At 59.8% G+C, this 18,367-nt stretch carries 14 protein-coding genes; 11 read left to right on the forward strand and 3 right to left on the reverse strand.

The features are described from left to right. Window positions 1–50: 50 nt before the first annotated feature. The gene (gene nusA / locus AAF555_00750; protein ID MEM6910086.1) at window positions 51–1,463 is read right to left on the reverse strand and encodes a transcription termination factor NusA; all 1,413 of its coding nucleotides are present in this window, start codon (window positions 1,461–1,463) and stop codon (window positions 51–53) included. Between the two features lie 61 nt (window positions 1,464–1,524). On the opposite strand from nusA, the gene AAF555_00755 reads away from it, so the two are divergent. The 3 genes from AAF555_00755 to AAF555_00765 all read left to right on the forward strand — a co-directional run bounded on the left by AAF555_00755 (window position 1,525) and on the right by AAF555_00765 (window position 2,934). Continuing rightward, window positions 1,525–2,190 carry an HAD-IA family hydrolase gene (locus AAF555_00755; protein ID MEM6910087.1) on the forward strand — a complete coding sequence of 222 codons (666 nt, stop codon included), beginning with the start codon at window positions 1,525–1,527 and terminating at the stop codon, window positions 2,188–2,190. A 109-nt stretch (window positions 2,191–2,299) separates the two neighbouring features. After that, window positions 2,300–2,551: a type II toxin-antitoxin system VapB family antitoxin gene (locus AAF555_00760; GenBank protein ID MEM6910088.1), complete on the forward strand. Its 252-nt coding sequence runs from the start codon at window positions 2,300–2,302 to the stop codon at window positions 2,549–2,551. 2 nt (window positions 2,552–2,553) lie between these two features. Further along, a complete protein-coding gene (locus AAF555_00765) occupies window positions 2,554–2,934 on the forward strand; it encodes a PIN domain-containing protein (protein MEM6910089.1) in 381 nt (126 codons plus the stop codon). Window positions 2,935–2,980: 46 nt separating this feature from the next. Here AAF555_00765 and clpB read toward each other — a convergent pair whose 3' ends face one another. Beyond that, entirely contained in the window at window positions 2,981–5,524 is a 2,544-nt protein-coding gene (gene clpB / locus AAF555_00770; protein ID MEM6910090.1) for an ATP-dependent chaperone ClpB, read from the reverse strand. Between the two features lie 112 nt (window positions 5,525–5,636). Between clpB and AAF555_00775 the strand changes: the two genes are divergently transcribed. The 8 genes from AAF555_00775 to ftsY all read left to right on the forward strand — a co-directional run bounded on the left by AAF555_00775 (window position 5,637) and on the right by ftsY (window position 15,986). Further along, a complete protein-coding gene (locus tag AAF555_00775) occupies window positions 5,637–6,686 on the forward strand; it encodes a PilT/PilU family type 4a pilus ATPase (GenBank protein ID MEM6910091.1) in 1,050 nt (349 codons plus the stop codon). A 12-nt stretch (window positions 6,687–6,698) separates the two neighbouring features. Further along, window positions 6,699–7,793, forward strand: coding sequence for a PilT/PilU family type 4a pilus ATPase (locus tag AAF555_00780; GenBank protein MEM6910092.1), 1,095 nt, complete (start codon window positions 6,699–6,701; stop codon window positions 7,791–7,793). A gap of 2 nt (window positions 7,794–7,795) precedes the next feature. Further along, window positions 7,796–8,863, forward strand: a complete 1,068-nt coding sequence (locus tag AAF555_00785) for a metallophosphoesterase (GenBank protein ID MEM6910093.1) — start codon at window positions 7,796–7,798, stop codon at window positions 8,861–8,863. A 9-nt stretch (window positions 8,864–8,872) separates the two neighbouring features. Beyond that, a complete protein-coding gene (locus tag AAF555_00790) occupies window positions 8,873–9,601 on the forward strand; it encodes an SDR family oxidoreductase (protein MEM6910094.1) in 729 nt (242 codons plus the stop codon). Window positions 9,602–9,657: 56 nt separating this feature from the next. Further along, window positions 9,658–10,764 (forward strand): Lrp/AsnC family transcriptional regulator, encoded by a 1,107-nt coding sequence (locus tag AAF555_00795; protein ID MEM6910095.1) that lies wholly within the window; start codon window positions 9,658–9,660, stop codon window positions 10,762–10,764. 61 nt (window positions 10,765–10,825) lie between these two features. Continuing rightward, window positions 10,826–13,687 carry an excinuclease ABC subunit UvrA gene (gene uvrA / locus AAF555_00800; GenBank protein ID MEM6910096.1) on the forward strand — a complete coding sequence of 954 codons (2,862 nt, stop codon included), beginning with the start codon at window positions 10,826–10,828 and terminating at the stop codon, window positions 13,685–13,687. Window positions 13,688–14,229: 542 nt separating this feature from the next. Next, complete coding sequence (locus AAF555_00805; protein ID MEM6910097.1) at window positions 14,230–14,952, forward strand: alpha/beta hydrolase; 723 nt, start codon at window positions 14,230–14,232, stop codon at window positions 14,950–14,952. 185 nt (window positions 14,953–15,137) lie between these two features. Beyond that, window positions 15,138–15,986, forward strand: coding sequence for a signal recognition particle-docking protein FtsY (gene ftsY / locus AAF555_00810; protein MEM6910098.1), 849 nt, complete (start codon window positions 15,138–15,140; stop codon window positions 15,984–15,986). A gap of 16 nt (window positions 15,987–16,002) precedes the next feature. On the opposite strand, the gene AAF555_00815 is transcribed toward ftsY, so the two are convergent. After that, window positions 16,003–18,360: a DUF5060 domain-containing protein gene (locus AAF555_00815; GenBank protein MEM6910099.1), complete on the reverse strand. Its 2,358-nt coding sequence runs from the start codon at window positions 18,358–18,360 to the stop codon at window positions 16,003–16,005. Between the last annotated feature and the right edge of the window lie 7 nt (window positions 18,361–18,367).

Consider the following 18,367-nt stretch of genomic DNA (forward strand, 5'->3'; position numbering starts at 1 on the left):
GGGTCGATTCGGTGGGAAAAAGTTGGGGTGGGTGGCTCGGGTTCGCTTTTTTAGCTTTCGGCAGAAGCGGGCTCTTCTTCGGAGATGGGTTCCTGTTCCTCGGGAGCGCCTTCCTCAGCCGCTCCCAGGGCTTGATACTTCTCGAGGATGAGGGCGGCGTCTGCTTCTTCGATCCCGAGGATGCCCATAAGGTCATCGGCATCGATCCCAGCCAAGCTGTCGACCGTGACAATCCCTCCCCGGACCAGCTCAATGGCTTGGGACTCGTCCATGGCCAGCTTGCTGACAAATTCTTGCGCGGCATCCACCACCCGCGCTTCAAACGCTTCATGAGCAGACTCGTCTTTTTCTACTTGGACGTTCCAGCCCATGAGGCGTGAGGTCAGCCGGGCATTTTGCCCTCGGCGCCCAATGGCTTTGGAAAGCTCGTCTTCAGGCACCGTCACGCGAATCATCTTTTCTTCCTCATCCACATCAATCTTTTTGAGGGTGGCCGGCTTGAGCGACTCGGCCACCAACTCGCGAGGGTCATCACTCCACCGGATGATATCGACCTTTTCGTTGTTGAGTTCGCGAACGATGTTCTTGACGCGGGCACCCCGAAGCCCCACACAGGCCCCAACCGGATCGACCTTGTCATCGCTGCTGGCGACCGCGATTTTCGTCCGGTATCCGGATTCGCGAGCGATGGAGCGGATTTGGACGGTGCGGTCGGCGATTTCACTGACCTCGAATTCAAAGAGCCGCTTCACAAAATTCGGGTGACTCCGGGAAAGAATGATCTCAGGGCCCCGCGAGCCGTTCTCGACCGCCACCACGTAGAGCCGCAGGCGATCGCCGATGTTGTAGTCCTCGGTCGAAACGCGTTCGCGCGAGGGCATGAGTCCTTCGAAGCGACCAAGATCAATCAAGACATCCGAGCGCTCGAAACGGCGGACCGTGCCGCTCACGATGTCCCCAGCGCGGTCCTTGAACTCTTCGTAAATCATGGCCTTCTCCGCCTGGCGGAGGCGCTGCATCATGGCTTGCTTGGCGGTCTGGGCCGCGATGCGCCCCAGGTTCGCTGGAGTCACTTCCACCTCGACCTCTTCGCCCACTTGGATCTCTGGCTTGAGGCGGCGAGCCGTGCGAAGATCGATTTCATCGTAGGGAAGCTCGACCTTTTCTTTGACCACCAGCCGGGCGATCGCCTTGATCTTTCCTTTGGCTGGATCGATGTCGATCCGCAGTTCCCGGGCAGGTCCGATGCGCTTACGGGTGGCCGAGAGCATGGCTCCCTCCAAGGCATCCACCATGGTGGCACGGTCGATCCCCTTCTCCTTTTCGAAGTATTCGATAACGGCGAGCAGGTCGTTGGTCATGATCTTGTGGTCGATTCCAGAAACAAAAAGAGCGGGATGAAAATCCCACTCCGCATACCGAAAGCGAACTTCCGGCGAGGTGTTGGCCGATCGGCGAACCAATCGGGGGAAGATCCTAGTTTCAGTTGCCCTTTCCGGCAAGAGGAAATTCCTTTGCCAGACTGTGCCAATCAATACGCTTTTCTTCGACGCCGTGGGGACGCTTTTCGCTCTCCGCGAACCCGTCGGCCAAACCTACGCCCGCCTGGGAGCCGAGCACGGCTGGCTGGCCGAACCAGACCATCTGGAAGCCGCCTTCCGAGCCAACTTCCAAGTCTTGGGCCGGCCGGCCTACTCTTTCTACCGAGAGGCCGACCAAGCCGAAGTCGCTTGGTGGAGAGAGCTCGTTCAGGCTACCTTCCTGAGCGCCACCGCTCGGGCGAGCGGCGACATCGAAGCTTGCTTCCAAGCGCTTTTCCAGCACTACGCACGAGCCGAGGCTTGGCAGCTCTACCCCGAAACCGAGGAAGTGCTGGAGGCCGTTTCCTCTCGCTACCGCTGCTTCATCGCCAGCAACTTTGACAAGCGACTTCCCCCTCTCTTGGAGGAGTTGGGAATCGCCCATCACTTTCAAGACTGCCTCCACTCCTCTCGCTTGGGGGCTTCCAAACCCAGCCCGGCCTTTTTCGAAGGAGCCCTCTTGGCGGCTTCAGCTCGAGCCCAAGACACCCTTCACGTGGGTGACGATCCGAAACTCGACCAGGAGGCCGCCACGACCGCCGGGATAGCAAGTGTCCACCTCATGCGACCCCAAACCTCGCTCTGGAGCGTCCTCCAGGCGCTCGCTTAAGGCGAGGACCTGTCCTTCGGAAAAATCTCCCCTCTCTATCATCCAGAATCGCCAAGGGTCTCCTAAAATCACGCTTGATGGAATCCGTTTTTTATGGAAAATGGATTCCATGAAGACCACGATTGATATTCCCGAACAAGCCTTGGTGGATGCCATGCGATTCACCAAGGCCAAGACGAAACGGGAAGCGGTGGTCAAGGCCTTGGAAGAGTTCAATCGCCAGCAGCGCGTGAAAGACTTGGTCGCGAGCTTCGGCACTTGGGATATAGCAACCAATGACGAGATCGAGGCCGGTGATATGGCGGAATTCCGGCGGTTGCAAAGAATCGCTGAGCAGGAGTCGAGCGCGGGCAAAGATTGACCATGATCACCCTGATCGACAGCTCAGCTTGGATCGAAGCGACGCGCAAAGATGGCGATCCCGAGACTACTAAGGAAGTGACGATCCTTCTAGAGACAAGCCAGGCTGCTATGACGGAGCCCGTGTGGATGGAAGTCTACCGAGGGCTAAATGGGAAAAAAGAGAACGCGCGCTTCGTTTCAGCCCGGGCGCTTTGTCATTGGCTACACTTTGACGCGGAATGCTGGGAAGAAGCCACCCAAGTGGGTCGCCTTTGCTTGCGCAGCGGCTTGAACATTCCGCTTGGCGATATCCTCGTCTTTTCCTGTGCGGAGAGGCATGGCGTGGATCTGCTGGAGCGCGACCGGCATTTCGCGATGCTGCGAAAAATCGGTCGGCCCTAGGTATCTTTTTTTCAAAAGGTCGCGGCCCACGAAGAGCCGCTTTCGGTTACTTTTTGAAAACGACTCCCCCTGCCTCGCGCTGGGCATGGATTGAATCGCCTTCGGCATACTTGCCTTCGAGGATCTCCAAGCTGAGCGGATCAAGGAGAAACTCCTGGATGGCTCGTTTCATCGGTCGGGCCCCGTAGGCGGGGTCGTAACCCCGCTCCGCCAAGAGCTCCGCCACGGCTTCTTCCACTTTCAGGACCATGCCCTTTTTCGCTACCCGTTGCACTACGCGATCGAGTTGCACGCGGACGATCTTTTGGAGTTGGTGCTCGTCCAAGCGATCGAAGATCACGATGTCGTCGATGCGATTGAGGAACTCCGGCTTGAAGTGGGAGCGCAAGGCATCGCGGACTTGGGCGTCACGTTGTTCCTTGTTCGCTTCGTTCAGGATGAACTCCCCTCCGATGTTGCTCGTCATGATGAGGACGGTGTTTCGGAAATCCACCGTGCGGCCCTGGCCGTCGGTGATGCGACCATCGTCCAGAACTTGCAGCAAAATATGGAAGACATCGGGGTGCGCCTTCTCGATTTCATCGAACAGCACCACGCTGTAGGGACGGCGTCGGACGCTCTCGGTCAGCTGCCCGCCCTCTTCATAACCGACATAGCCAGGAGGCGCTCCCACCAAGCGGGAGACGGCGTGTTTCTCCATGTATTCCGACATGTCGATCCGGACCATGGCCGCTTCGTCATCGAAAAGGAATTCGGCCAAGGCCTTGCTTAACTCTGTCTTCCCGACTCCGGTCGGCCCCAAGAAAATGAAGGAGCCGATGGGGCGATTCTCATCCTGGAGACCTGCTCGCGCCCTCCGCACGGAATCCGAAACAGCTTTGATGGCTTCCTCCTGACCCATCACCCGTTCCCCTAACCGTTCTTCCATCGAAACGAGCTTTTCCCGCTCCCCTTCCTGCAAGCGCGAGACGGGGATATGGGTCCACGAGGAGACGACTTGAGCGATGTCCTCTGGCGTGACCTCTTCTTGCAAAAGCGAGGTGCCCTCCTCACCCGATAGCTTGGACTCATTGCGTTGCAGCTTCTGCTCCAGCTCGGGCATCTGCCCATACTTGATTTCACTGGCCCGCTGGAGATCGCCCTCTCGTTGAGCTCGTTCCAGCTCTCCCCGCAGGGACTCCATTTCCTCCTGCAGTTTGTTCAGTTCCTGGATCTCCCCCTTTTCGTTCTGCCATCTCGCTTTGAGCGCGCTGCTCTGCTCGCGAGCGTGAGCCAGTTCGCTTTCGAGCGTCTCGAGTCGCCTTTGACTGGCCTCATCCTTTTCCTTGGAAAGCGCTTGCCGCTCCATTTCCAACTGCATGACTTGGCGCTCCAGTTGATCGATTTCCTCCGGCATCGACTCCAGCTCGATCTTGAGGCGTGAGGCTGCCTCGTCCACTAGGTCGATGGCCTTGTCCGGCAAGAACCGATCCGCGATGTAGCGATCAGAAAGCATGGCAGCGGCCACCAGAGCCGCGTCTTGAATGCGCACCCCGTGGTGCACCTCGTAGCGCTCCTTGAGCCCCCGAAGGATGCCTATGGTATCTTCGACACTGGGCTCACCCACCATGACGGGCTGGAAGCGCCGCTCCAAGGCGGGGTCCTTCTCGATGTGCTTGCGGTATTCATCGAGCGTGGTCGCTCCGATGGTCCGCAATTCCCCTCGAGCCAACTGGGGTTTCAGGAGGTTGGAGGCATCGACCGCTCCTTCGCTGGCTCCCGCCCCCACGATGGTGTGCAACTCATCGATGAAAAGAATGATCTGGCCCTCTGAGTCCGAGACCTCTTTCAAAAAGGCCTTGAGACGATCCTCAAATTCCCCGCGATACTTGGCCCCAGCCACCATCGCGCCAATGTCCACCGCGATGAGTCGCTTGTTCTTCAGCGAATCCGGCACGTCGCCTGAAATGATGCGTCGCGCCATGCCTTCAGCAATGGCGGTCTTCCCCACTCCGGGCTCGCCGATGAGGACCGGATTGTTCTTGGTCCGCCGGGAGAGAACTTGCATCACGCGGCGGATCTCGTGATCGCGGCCAATGACCGGATCGATCTTGCCCTGGCGGGCCTTCGCCGTCAGGTCCACGCCATACTTCTCCAACGTTTGGTATTTTCCTTCGGGATTGGCATCGGTCACCTTCTGGTTTCCCCGGACTTCTTGAAGGGCCTTCTCCAAGGCCTCCTTTTGCACCCCGGCCAGGCGAAGCGCCTCGGCTGCTTCCGATTTGCCTTCGAGCGTCGCCAACAGGAAATGCTCGACGCTCAAGAACTCATCGCCCAGCGATCTCATGAGCGACTCCGCCCGCTGCAGGGTCTCACTCAACTCACGCCCCACGCTCGCTTCACTCGCGTTTCCCGAGACTCTTGGCTGCCGCTCCAAGTGAGCGGCGAGCGCGCTGGAGACCCGCGAAGGGGCCACGCCTGCTTTGTGCAAAAGCTGCGGAGCCAGGCCGTCCGCCTGGTCGAGGAGAGCATGCAGAACGTGAACCGAGTGGACTTCAGAATGCCCTCGCTGGCGCGCCTCGCTGAGCGCCGTTTGCAGGGCTTGTTGCATTTTGGTTGTGAACTGGTTTGTCATTTTGCTTTGATTGGTGCCACTTGAAGGCGTTGCCGGCCGGTGATTTTTTCCATGCAGGCGTTACAAATTCACGCTTGGTTTTCCATCCATGGCCCCTCCCCTCGACGCGCTCCTGAAAGCGCTAGTTGCCTCGCAGGCCAATGACATTTTCTTGCGCGCGGGGAACCGCCCTCGCATCCGAATCGCGGGAGAACTCCGCTCGACCGAGGACTCGATGATCAGCCGGGAAGACTTGGCTGCACTCTGGCAGTTTTGCGGAGGCGACCCGCTGGAGGAAAACGAGCGGGATGCCCATTTGGTGCTTTCCGATGGGGAACGCCTGCGGGTCAATTTCTTTCGCACGCTCAATCAGTTGGCTGCTGTCCTCCGACCCATCGCGCGGACCGTGCCCTCCATGAGACGGCTCGGTCTTCCCGAAAAGCTCCTGGAAACCTGGCTCACTCACCCAGCCGGACTCGTGCTGGTGACAGGCGCCACCAGCTCCGGCAAATCCACCACGCTGGCGGCCTGCCTCGATTGGATCAATGACCAGCAAGCCCGCCACATCGTCACCATCGAAGACCCCATCGAATATCTCTTCGAAAGCCGCAAAAGCCTCTTCTCCCAAAGAGAGATCGCCACCGACACCGAAAATTTCGGGAGTGCCCTCCGCGCCGCCCTCCGGCAAAACCCGGACGTCCTCTTCGTGGGAGAGATTCGCGATGACGAAACCGCCGAAACCGCACTGCGGGCCGCCGAAACGGGCCACCTGGTGCTCTCCACCCTTCACAGCTCCGACGTGGGAGAAACCATAGAGCGCTTCGCCTCTCTTTTCGTGGCGGATCGCCGCGAAACCGCGCTCTCCCTCCTCTCCCGCCAATTGCTCGGCGTCCTCTCGCAGAAATTGGTCCCTCGCCAAGGAGGCGGGCTCCAGTTGGTGACCGAAGCCCTTTCGAATGAGGCCGCCACCCGCAAGTGGATTCGGGAAGGCAATCATGCGCAGCTCATCGACTTTCTGCGAAGTGATCGCTCAGAAGGCCACAGCTTTCTTGAAAGTCTCGTGGAGCATGTCCGCAAGGGACGCCTGGAAAAAGACCTCGCTCGCCGGGTCGCGCCAAATGCCGCCGAATTTGATCGCGCCCTCCGCGGAATCTCCTAGCTTGCTCCCCTCATGCAGGACATCACCGACTACCTCCGGCAAACAGTCGAACTCACCGGATCCGATCTGCACCTCTCGGTGGGGGCGCCGCCCTGCGCCCGGGTCGATGGTCGGCTGCGCCCGCTCGACGAAGCCAGCCTGACAGTCGCCACCGCCCGCGACCTCGTGCTGGCCACCCTCTCCGAATCGCAGCGAAGTCGCTTGGAAGAGGACTGGGAATTGGACTACGCCCTGCAAGTGGAAGGACTGGGACGCTTCCGGGGCAATGTGCACTACACCCGCCAAGGCCTGGAAGCGGCCTTTCGCTTCATTCCGCGAGACATCCCGGAACTCGCCACCCTCGGCCACAGCGATGCCATCCACGACATCTGCCGTTTGCCAAGCGGTCTCGTCTTGGTGACGGGCATCACCGGCTCCGGGAAATCCACCACCTTGGCCTCGATGGTGAAACGCATCGCGGAGAGTCGCAGCGGGGTCATCGTCACCATTGAAGACCCGATAGAGTTTCTTTTTGAACACTCGCGTTGCCTAATCAAACAACGCGAGGTCGGCTCCACCACGCGAGATTTCCCGATCGCGCTCCGCCAAAGCCTCCGCCAAGACCCCGATGTCATCGTGGTGAGCGAACTGCGCGATCTCGAAACCATCCGCATCGCCATCACGGCTGCCGAGACAGGGCACCTCGTGCTGGGCACCCTCCACACAGTCGACGCCCCCAAGACCATTGATCGACTCGTCGACGTCTTCCCAGGCGGGCAACAACCTCAGATCATCGCCCAGCTCTCGAACGTGCTGGAGGCCATCCTCTCGCAGCGCTTGCTCCCCCGCGCCGATGGAGAAGGGCGAATTCTCGCCTCCGAAGTGCTCCGCATGAATCACGGAATTCGCACCTGCATTCGGGATCGCAAAACAGAGCAACTCGTCGGCATGATGGAAATCGGCTCCCAGGACGGCAACCAAACCATCGATGAATCCCTCACGCAGCTCTGGCGAGAGGGCCAGATCGACCTCCAGGAAGCGCTGCTCCACAGCCGGGATCGCAAACTCTTCCAAAGCTTCCAAGAAACTGAAAAACGGAAGTTCGGAGCCGGACGTCGACGCGCTTGACCATGCCTTGCGCGTCGCCCGATCCCACCGCCTGGACCTTGGTCCTGCTGCCAGATAGCCAATTCTACTCCGAAAGCGACCAAGCCAACGAGCTTTACCATTGCATGCTGCAATGGATCACACGGCAACGTGAGGCACAGTCCATCCGGGCCGTCCTCCATCTGGGTGACCATGTTCAACACCCCCACGCCCGAGATCAATGGGCCCGTGCCCACGCCAGCCTCTCCCTTCTCGATGGGGAACTCCCCCTCTTCTGCGCCCTGGGCAACCACGACTACGGCCAAGTGCACGTCGCCGACAGCCGGCACACCTTGGCCAATGACTACCTCACCCTCCACCAGAACCCCGCCACCGCCCGAGCCCACCTGGCCTCCTATCGGGCCGGGGAAATTCAAAACGCAGCCTATCACCTCGCGGCAGGGGGCGAACTCTGGCTCCTTCTGGTGCTGGAATTTGGCCCGCGCGCCAAAGTTCTCCAATGGGCGCGCCACGTCCTACAGGCGCATCCCCATGATCGAGCCATCCTCCTGACTCACGACTTCATCGACCAGCGATCCAGCTTGGTCACACCCGACGGAAGTTCCCTGCGAACCCGCGAAGACACGCCCAATTCCCCTGCCCACTACGGACTCAGCCAAGAGCCCGGAGGCGCCGCCACCGGAGAGCAAGTCTGGCAAACGCTCGTCCATCCCCACGATCGCTTCCAATTCGTCTTCAACGGCCACCACAAGCCCTACTGCCGAAGCTTGCAAAACGAACTCCTGGAAAACCGCAGCGACATCGCAAGCGGCTACCGAGTGGACGCCACCCCTTCGGGAAACCGCGTCCACCAAATCCTCTTCAATGCCCAATGGGCCCCTCACGGCGGCGACGGCTGGCTACGCCTTCTGCGCTTTCAGGACCACAACCGCACGGTCCAATGCACCACCTTTTCCCCCTGGCGGGAATCGCTCGACCTCCCCAGCCAGCGGCGCGATCCAAATCATGAATTCGCGCTCCGTCTCGCCCCCTCCTCCCGCCCCGCAAAAAACGCTCCTTGGTTTCCCCTGAAGCCGTCTCGCCCATCGTAGGAGAAGCCCATGAGTCTCCACGGAAAAACAGCCCTTCTCACCGGCGCGTCCAGCGGCATCGGAAAAGCCTTGGCCGAAAAACTCTCGCAAGAAGGCGTTCGCTTGCTCCTGGTCGCCCGCTCCCAAGCCAAACTACAGGACCTAGCGGACAGCCTCCCCGGAGAAAGCCACATCCAAGTCACCGACCTCCGACAACCCGCATCGCTCACCGCCCTCCTGGAAACCGTGAAACGCCACCCACCCCTCGACCTCCTCCTGAACGTGGCCGGGGTGGCCGCCCTCTCCCCCATCTCCACCGGAAATCCCGAAGACTGGCGGGAAATGTGGGAAGTGAATGTGCAAGCGCTGGCCTGGCTATGCCAACAATGCCTGCCGCTTTTCCCGGAAACCGGCGGACACATCCTCAATCTCTCCAGCCTCTCTGGCCACCGCGTCCCGCCCACAGGCGGCTTCTACGCCCCCACCAAGTTCGCCGTCCGCGGCCTCACCGAAGCCCTCCGCCTGGAACTCCGAGCCGCCGGAAACCCCACGCGGGTCAGCGCGATCTCCCCCGGCTTCGTCGACACCCCCCTGCTCGAACGCTACTTCGAAGGGCGGGCGACCTCCTTCCAAGCCCTCAAAGAGAGCGGCATGTTGCAAGCGGAGGACGTGGCCGAAGCCGCGTTCTACCTCCTGAACGCACCACCCACCGTCGAGATCAATGACGTGCCCATGCGCTCCATCAGTCAGCAAGTGTGACCCGCCCCTGCTGGACAAACCCTTCGCCAGGACGTAACGACCTCCCCTCAGCACTCATGTCGCAAACCATCCCCATCGAACACGACGAAGCGGTCAACGCGCGCATCCTCGCGGTTTCCGAAGACCGCATCAGCGGCTTCCATCGTCACCCCTTCCAAGCCATCGCAGCCGAATCCGGCGTCGATCTGGAAACCGTGCTGACCCGCATTCGCGCCATGCTCGATGCCGGAATCGTTCGCAGAGTCCGCCAAACCCTCCTCGCTACCAAATTGGCAGAGGGCGCCCTCGTAGCTTGGAAAATCGACCGCCAACGCCTAGACGCCGCCTTCGACTTCATGTCGCAAGAGGACCCTTTCAGCGGCCACGTCGTCGTCCGCTCGACCGACCGGCAAATCTCCGGCTCGGAATACCGGCTCTGGACCACCCTCAAAGTTCCCCAAGGCCAATCTCTAGCCGAACACGCCACCGTCCTCCAGCGCCTGACCGGCGCGCACGACTTCATCCTCATGCCAGCAAAAGGCATCTTCAAACTGGGCGTGGGACACGTCCGACGGAAAAGCCTTGAGCCCGGAGCCAAAACCGAGGCCCGTGCCGAAATGATCACCACCTCCCTCGCGGAACTGAACGAGGGAGAATGGAATGTCCTCCTCCACCTCAAGGAAGAACTCTCCCTCGACGAGATCAATGAAAACCCCTGGACCGCCCGCGCCCAACAAGCCGGCATCTCCTTGGATAAATTCTGTGAAATTGCACAACAACTTGACCGCAAACAAGTTATAGGACGTTTTTCCACATTTCTAGAGCACGTGAAACCCTCCTCCACTGGTAAAAAAGTCACCCGTTTCAATGGGCTCTTCCACTGGAAAGTACCCGAAGGTCGCCAGGCTGAAGCGGGCGCCGAAGTGGGTCGCCACCACATCATGACCCACTGCTACTGGCGCGAAGGAGGGCCGCAATTCGGGCGAGTCAACATCATGGGAGTGGTCCACGGAACGGACAAATCGCTCGTGATGGAGCACAAAGCCGCTATCGACCGCCACCTCGCCAGCGTCGGCATCCCCGTCGACTACACCAACGTCTTCTGGGGAGGCCGGAGCGAAATCAAACCCAGCGAAATCTCCCCCTTGGTCTACCAAGCTTGGCACAAAAAGCACCGCACCTAAAATCCCGCATTCCGCTTTCTCCATTCGGGATTCCCCTCTTCGCGGTGAACCAAAGAGCCGCATGTCCTCCATCAGAGTCACCGGCGCTCGACAGCACAATCTCCAAAACCTCTCGGTCGAAATCCCGAGAAACCAGCTCGTCGTCCTCACTGGAGTCAGCGGCTCGGGCAAATCCTCCCTCGCCTTCGACACCCTTTTCGCCGAAGGCCAGCGCCGCTACGTCGAAAGCCTCTCCGCCTACGCCCGCCAGTTTCTAGACCAACTGGAAAAACCTGAGGTTGACTTCATAGAAGGCCTCGCACCCGCCATCGCCATCGAGCAGCGACGTGGCAGCCAAAACCCGCGGTCCACCATCGCGACCGTTACCGAAATCCTGGACTACCTCCGGATACTCTACGCCCACGTGGGCCAGCCTCACGACCCCGAAACCGGCGAAGCCCTCGTCCGCTCCACCCCGGGCGACATGCGAACCGCCCTCACCCAGCTCCCGGAAGGCTCGAAACTCCTCTTGCTCGCGCCCCTCCCCCTCGAGCCCGGCTGGACCCCCTCGGAACTCTTCGCCGACCTCCGCCGAAAAGGCTTTTTGCGGATCCGTCTCAATCGGGAGACCTGCAGCCTCGACCCCCCACCAGAAATCCAGCCAGACCAAATCGAAAGCATCGAAATCGTCATCGATCGACTCATCGTGCGGGAGGGCTTCGCATCGAGACTGGCCGACTCCCTCGAAACCGGCCTCCGCGAAAACCCCGAACTTCTACGAGCCTCGATCCAAAAGCCAGGCCAGAGCGCCTGGGAAGACCTTGAATTTACCACCAGCTTCTGGAATCCCCATACCGGCTACCGCCTGCCGAAACTGACCCCGCGCCACTTCTCATTCAACAGCCAAATCGGCGCCTGCCCGAGCTGCCACGGCCTCGGAACCCAGCCCATCCCCGATCCCGAGCGGATCGTGCCCGACCCCACCAAAACCCTGGCAGAGGGAGCCGTAGAAAGCTGGTGGCGGCGGAACCCATCCCTGCGCCACCTGCAACATCGCACCGTCCTGGAAATCGCAGAATTCCTTCAAGTCCCCACCGACCAACCCTACCAAACCCTCCCCCCAAAATTCACCCGAGCACTTTTTGATGGATTCACAGAAAAACAAAAGACAAAAGCCTCAGCAGCATTTCAAAACACAAAATCTAAAATTCGCAATCACGAAGGTCTTTGCCCCGAAATCACCCGACTCTACGCCGAAGCCGAAAGCGACGCCCTCCGCCGGGACCTCCGGCGCTATCTACGCGATCAGCCTTGTCCAGACTGCCAGGGCCAGCGACTCAAACCCGAAATCCTAGCCGTCACCCTCCCCGGTCCCGACCAGAAATCCCACTCCATCCATAGTCTTCAAAATTTCAATATCGCCCACCTCAAAGCCTGGCTTGAAAGCTATCGACCGCCCCAAGAAAGCCAAGCCCACGCCCTCCCCCTACTGGACGAAATCCGCAAACGCCTCCGCTTCCTGGAAGAAGTCGGTCTAGGCTACCTCACCCTCAACCGAGAAAGCGGCACCCTCTCCGGGGGAGAAAGTCAGCGCATCCGTCTCGCCGCCCAACTCGGCTCCTCCCTCGCGGGCGTCCTCTACGTCCTGGACGAACCCAGCATCGGCCTCCACCCGGCCGACACCGAGCGCCTCATCGCCACCCTCCTCCGCCTGCGAGACCTGGGAAACACCGTCATCGTCGTCGAGCATGATGAATCCATCCTCCGCGCCGCGGACCACCTCATTGAAATGGGGCCCGGAGCGGGAAGCCGGGGAGGCCACTTGATGGCCCAAGGCTCCCCGCAAAAACTCCTGCAGAACCCAGACTCCCTCACCGGCGCCTACCTCAGCGGCCGAAAAACCGTCTCGAAAAAGGGAGCGAAGTCCGCGTTCCAGCCCTCGCCCCACCTCCCCGCCGACTACCTAGAACTGCACGGGGCCAAAGCCCGGAACCTCCGAAAGGTCGACTTGCGCCTCCCCCTCGGTCGTCTGACCGCCCTCTGTGGCGTCTCTGGAAGTGGCAAATCCACCTTGGTAGATCAAGTCCTGCGCCCTGCCTTGGCGGCCCGCCTGGCCCGCGGCCCCGACCAACCCGGCCACTACGAAAGCCTCCGCGGCTGGGAGCCGCTTCAGCGCCTCGTGGTCGTAGACCAATCGCCACTCGGCAACAGCCCCCGCTCGAACCCCGCCACCTACACCGGAATCTTCGGTCCCATTCGAGAACTCTTCGCGCAGCTCCCCTTGGCGCGGCAGCGAGGCTACGACCCGGGGCGCTTCAGCTTCAACACCCCTGGGGGACGGTGCGAAGCCTGCGGGGGCGCTGGCAGCCTGACCGTCGACATGCACTTCCTCCCCAGCGTTCAAACGCCCTGCGCCGCCTGCCGCGGAAAACGCTTCAATCGCGAAACCCTCGAAATCACCTTCAAAGGACGCCATATCAGCGACGTGCTGGACCTCGAAATCGAAACCGCCTGCGACTTCTTCCGCGCCCAGCCCAAAATCGCCCGCCCGCTCCGCGCCCTCCAAGAACTCGGCTTGGGCTATCTCCAGCTGGGGCAAAGCGCCAAAACCCTCTCAGGCGGCGAAGCCCAGCGAGTCAAATTGGCAGCCGAATTGGCCAAGCGACAAACCAACTCCACCTTCTTTCTCCTGGACGAGCCCACCACCGGCCTCCACTTCGAAGACATCCGCCTCCTTCTGAAGGCCTTCGACGGACTGATCGCAGCCGGCCACACCCTCCTCGTGATTGAACACCAGCTCGACGTCATCCAACACGCCGACCACATCCTCGAGCTAGGCCCCGGCAGCGGAGCAGAAGGCGGCCGACTCATCTTCCAAGGACCTCCCAGCAAACTAGCCCAAGCCCCCACCCCCACCGGCCAAAGCCTCCAAAGAACGCCGTAGCATCGGCAGAAGAAAGATTGGTCTAGCTTAGTAATCGGGCCCTCAGTCCAGCCTACCCCAGGTGATGGATTGTCAGAAAGGCCTTGGAGGACGTGTGGAAGCCATGCTGCCGAAAGCACCCATGAGCCAGAATAGCCACTTCCCCGGTGGCCCGTGACGTCCTCGGCGCGGTGGGGGGAGACTTCTTGTTCTGAGTGCAGCCTTACCCAAGTGATGGGTAGCCGGAAAGGCCTTGGGTGGGTGAGTGGTTCGCCAATCGGCCCTTCACACCCGCCGCGCCGGGGACGTCGCGGCCCACCAAGGCTGGGCGGTTTTTAAGGTAGATCCTCTTAGGTCAGACGATGAGATCATGGACCTCCGTGATTCCTAAAGCTGGCGGTTCAGCCCTGTTTCGGGACCAACGGATTGCGGAAAACCGATTTCCTGGGGTCGGGAAGCTGAGAGAAGGCTGTATTTGATTTCTGCTAGCTGGGCGGTCATCCTAATTCGGACGGACCTCCACGCAGAGGGAGCTGGCTGGCAGGAGTTTTTGCTTTTATGAAATGAGACATGGACTTGGAATCCTTTTTTGTTCACTGATTTTGACGAGCGTGATGCCAGCCGCGGAGGGAGTGATTTTGCTGCATGGGCTTTGTCGGAGCGCTGCCAGCATGGAAAAGATGGCGGCCTTTTTGGAAGAGTCCGGGTTCGTGGTAGTGAACCAGGGTTATCCCTCCAGGTCGGCCTGTGTCGAGAAATTGAGCGAGGCGACCCTTCTTTCCGCTCTCGCCCATCCCAGTCTGAAGAAGTGCACGAAAATCCACTTCGTGACCCACTCTCTCGGTGGGATTTTGGTGCGATCCTTTTTCAAACGCCATCCCCATGGGAAACTAGGTCGAGTGGTGATGCTGGGTCCTCCCAATCAGGGGAGCGAGGTCGTCGATTGCCTCAAAGACTGGTGGCTCTTTCGCCTTCTCAATGGGCCCGCCGGGAAGGAGCTGGGAACGACGCCAGACTCCACTCCCAATCACCTAGGTGAGGTTTTCTTTGAACTGGGAGTCATCGCGGGAAATCGCAGCCTCAATTGGATCAATAGCTTGATGATTCCGGGGCCGGATGATGGGAAGGTTTCGGTGGCCAGGGCCCAGGTCCAGGGAATGCAGGACCTTGCGATTGTTCCCGTGAGCCACCCTTTTCTCATGAAACGCGAAGAGGTGATGCAGCTAACTTTGGGATTCCTGCGGGAAGGCAGATTTTCCTCCGGACAGAGCCAGACCGCCTCTTGAAGAGAGGAGGCAAGCCGGGCTAGCCATTCCCGAGTGTTTGCCGGACCCAGATATCTTGTTTGAGAGGCTTCCCGAGGCAAAAGATGCGCTCTCTCGGCCTCTCCATACTTGACTCTCCGGCTGCGCCAAGCGAAGCCAGCAGGCCGCGAACATTTCACTCCCCGCAATCTCTCCAGACTCCCAACATGGCCGGTTTTTTTTCCAAGATTCTCAATGCCTTTTCCAAAGTCGAGGTGGATTGGGACGAGCTGGAGGAGCTCCTCATTGCTTCTGACATCGGGGTGAGCCTTTCGATGGAAATCCTCGATGAACTCCAAGATCAGAAGCGGAAACTCAAGGGACAAGATGTGGTGGAAGTGGCTAAGCGGAAGATCCTGGAGATTCTTCCTGCGGATCAGCCAGTTCCGGCTCCCGAGCGAGAGGGCCGTCCCCGGACCATCCTGATCGTCGGCGTCAACGGCACCGGCAAGACCACTTCAACCGCCAAGCTGGCCCACTTGCTAAAAAGCCAAGGTCATTCGGTGACCTTGGCGGCTGCGGATACCTTTCGCGCCGCTGCGATCGAGCAGTTGGAGACGTGGGCTGAGCGACTCGACCTCCCGATCGTGAAGGGCCAATACAAGGCTGACCCTTCCAGCGTTTGCTATGATGGGTGGTCGGTCGCCAAAAAAAACGGAAGCGATTTTCTGCTGTGCGATACGGCCGGCCGCCTTCATACCCGCCACAATCTCATGGAAGAGTTAGGCAAGGTAAAGCGGACCCTCCAAAAGCACGACGCCAGCGCCCCGCACCAGACCTATCTCGTGGTGGATGCGACGACGGGCAGCAATGCTCTCCAACAAGCTAAGGAGTTCCGAAAAGCCGTCGACCTCGATGGAGTCATCGTCACCAAGCTCGACGGCAGCGGCAAAGGAGGGATCTTGGTGGCCATCCAAAAGGAGCTGGGCATCGCCCCCCGCTTCGTAGGCACCGGAGAGCGGGCGGAGGACTTCCACCGCTTTGAGCGGGAGCGCTACGTGAGCGGGATACTGTAGCTTCCGTGCCGTTTTTTCAGAGCTTGCGCACGACCACCAGCCAATCTTCCTGGTGATCGCGCGGAGGCTTGCCTAGGCCAACGCTTTTGCCCGCTTCAACCGTGGCGACGGAGCCTGTTTCCAAGTCTCCCCCGATCCGCGGGTTGAACCAACTGACTTGGAAGCTCCCCGTGGCCTCGGAGAGATCCAAGGATCTCGGCTTGGCTTGGCGAAGGTAGACAAGATAAAGCTCGCCCGGTTTGGCGAAGCAATAGCGCCCGTTTTCATTGTTGGGATTTCCTATCAGGCCATTGGCATTCTTCATTTCCCAAAAAGGAATTTCCTCCTCCCGGAAAAACTCGAGGGCGATCCGACTATACTCCCAAGTCTGTTCGCGGCTGCGCCAGTCTTCGGCCTTGAGGTCGTTTTCCGGCACCTGGTAGCCAAAGTAATGCTCCACTCCCGTGCCGCCTGCCAGCAAGATCCCCCAGAGAACTTCGGCTCGAATGTCATGGATGCTGGGCGCTTTGAACTTTCTTTTGTTGCCCTTCTTCTTGGAGATCATTTCAAGCGCTTCGGACATCCCAGGCCAGTCGGGATCGGGAGGCGTGCCGACAGAGGCATTGCCTGGTTCGTCAATAGCGATGACCCAAGGATGACCACTGGCAGCCGATTGATTGATCCACTTCACGGTCTCCGCGTGACTTCGGCTGACGTCCGAATTTTGAATGGAGAGCCCCGTCAGGAGCTCTGATTTCCCGAGATAGTCTCCATAAACTTTGTCCTGCTGGTGCGGGTAGGTGTGGAGGACGACATGGTGTCCGTAAGGATCCACTTGGCGGATGTATCGGGTCATGGCGGAAGATTGAGCGAAGGTTTGGGTGTTTTCCTCACCCACGTTCCAGTTCAATGCCAAATGATGGCCGAAGCGGGCGATCATTTCCCGGAGGTAGGTTTTGCGCTCGATGCCGAGTTCTCCGTCATCCAGGGCGTGCTCGAGCCCCTTGCCTTTGCCCACGAGATCATCATTCTCAGTCTCCTGCAGCTTAAAGTGGAGAAACATGCCTTGGGCGGTGCCGTGCGAAAAGACCACTTCCCACTGGTCCAATTTGGAGCAGTCAAAGTGCAACTTATGCGACCGGCTCAAGTGCGGCCAAACATTGTCTCCATCGCCCCCGGCATTGTAAGTGAGGAAGGAGAAGGCGTTCATTTCTTTGCCAGCGAGGTAGTTGATGGCCCCGATGAGGCCTTTGCCCCGGCCGTCCTTCCATGTGGGATCCCCCTCTTTCCAGTCGCCCAAGTGAGGCGCCCAACTCTTGAGCGGCCCCGCTTGAGGGGAATGGGCCACGGTGTTGTCAAAGTCTTCGAAGGCCAGCAAGGTTTCGGGAGCGTCGGCCCCTACCTTGAGGAACCATTCTCCCGACTCGGCAAATTGGAGGTAGCGTTGTCCCACATACTGCAAACGCCCTTTGCCTCGCAGATCGCGACCGCCCTTGTCTGAGGCGACGATCTCAAAATTCCCGCTCGTCCCGTCGTAGGCGGTCTCGGCGAACTCAATGGTGTAGCTCCATTGCCCTACCACATCCGGGGAAAGGTGCGCCCGCCATTTCGTGCCGCTTTCAGCCGAGCTCTCTCCCGCCTGGCCATCGGCGGCGAAGTAGCCCGGAACGAGGTAGCTGGGGGAACCCGATTCATGAGTGAAGCGGACGTTCATTTCCTGATCGACAAAGGGGTTGGGGGCGTTGTCACGCTCGTGCGCGAAGGGGCCATCCAGGGTCAGCACCACATTGTGCCAAGTCTTGAGTTCTCCCTCCAGAGAGACAGAACCATCGCCATCTGGCAGCCGCTCTCCAAAAAGAGGCGGCCCCTTCAACAGCTCCGGAGTGCCGCCAGATTCCATCGCCACCAGCGGCTCCCCGCCGTCCACCGGTTCAAAGCGGAGGGCGGCCCAGCGGGCTCGGCTCCACTCTTTGCCATCGGCAGAATGGATTTGGCCGCGAACCGTCACGAGGTCGCCATCGTTCACCTCCACCCCTTTCCACCGCTGGTCAAAGTCCGGACCCGTGATGAACATTTCAGGGGTGGGGGGCGCTTTGACCGGTCCGAGGACCAATTCCTCGATCTCGACCTGAAAGCTCGATTGACCATCGTTCTCCCCCACCATTTCGAGGACCACATCGTAGGTGCCATCGCGGAAGGGAAAAACGAGGGTGGCCACGCCGTCTTTGGAGTGGTCCGGGTGCACGCCCAGCCATTTTTCTTGGTCGATGTAGAATCCCTTTTGGATATCGAATTCAGGCGCAGCCAGACGGCCGGTCTCTACCGGCTCGGCCTGGAGCCAAGGAGAGCTGGCCAAAAGGAAGAGGATGGAGTGGAGGAGGGGGTGGGCTTTCATATTTAAT

Source organism: Verrucomicrobiota bacterium (assembly GCA_039027815.1).
Classification (GTDB): Bacteria; Verrucomicrobiota; Verrucomicrobiia; order Verrucomicrobiales; family JBCCJK01; genus JBCCJK01.

Excerpts from the sequence above, each read along its gene's own strand:
- AAF555_00760 (MEM6910088.1), top strand. The coding sequence starts at position 2,300 with ATGAAGACCACGATTGATATTCCCGAACAAGCCTTGGTGGATGCCATG.
- AAF555_00765 (MEM6910089.1), top strand. The coding sequence starts at position 2,554 with ATGATCACCCTGATCGACAGCTCAGCTTGGATCGAAGCGACGCGCAAA.
- AAF555_00805 (MEM6910097.1), top strand. The coding sequence starts at position 14,230 with ATGAGACATGGACTTGGAATCCTTTTTTGTTCACTGATTTTGACGAGC.
- AAF555_00790 (MEM6910094.1), top strand. The coding sequence starts at position 8,873 with ATGAGTCTCCACGGAAAAACAGCCCTTCTCACCGGCGCGTCCAGCGGC.
- AAF555_00795 (MEM6910095.1), top strand. The coding sequence starts at position 9,658 with ATGTCGCAAACCATCCCCATCGAACACGACGAAGCGGTCAACGCGCGC.
- clpB (MEM6910090.1), bottom strand. The coding sequence starts at position 5,524 with ATGCAACAAGCCCTGCAAACGGCGCTCAGCGAGGCGCGCCAGCGAGGG.
- AAF555_00785 (MEM6910093.1), top strand. The coding sequence starts at position 7,796 with ATGCCTTGCGCGTCGCCCGATCCCACCGCCTGGACCTTGGTCCTGCTG.
- AAF555_00775 (MEM6910091.1), top strand. The coding sequence starts at position 5,637 with ATGGCCCCTCCCCTCGACGCGCTCCTGAAAGCGCTAGTTGCCTCGCAG.
- AAF555_00815 (MEM6910099.1), bottom strand. The coding sequence starts at position 18,360 with ATGAAAGCCCACCCCCTCCTCCACTCCATCCTCTTCCTTTTGGCCAGC.
- ftsY (MEM6910098.1), top strand. The coding sequence starts at position 15,138 with ATGGCCGGTTTTTTTTCCAAGATTCTCAATGCCTTTTCCAAAGTCGAG.
- AAF555_00780 (MEM6910092.1), top strand. The coding sequence starts at position 6,699 with ATGCAGGACATCACCGACTACCTCCGGCAAACAGTCGAACTCACCGGA.
- uvrA (MEM6910096.1), top strand. The coding sequence starts at position 10,826 with ATGTCCTCCATCAGAGTCACCGGCGCTCGACAGCACAATCTCCAAAAC.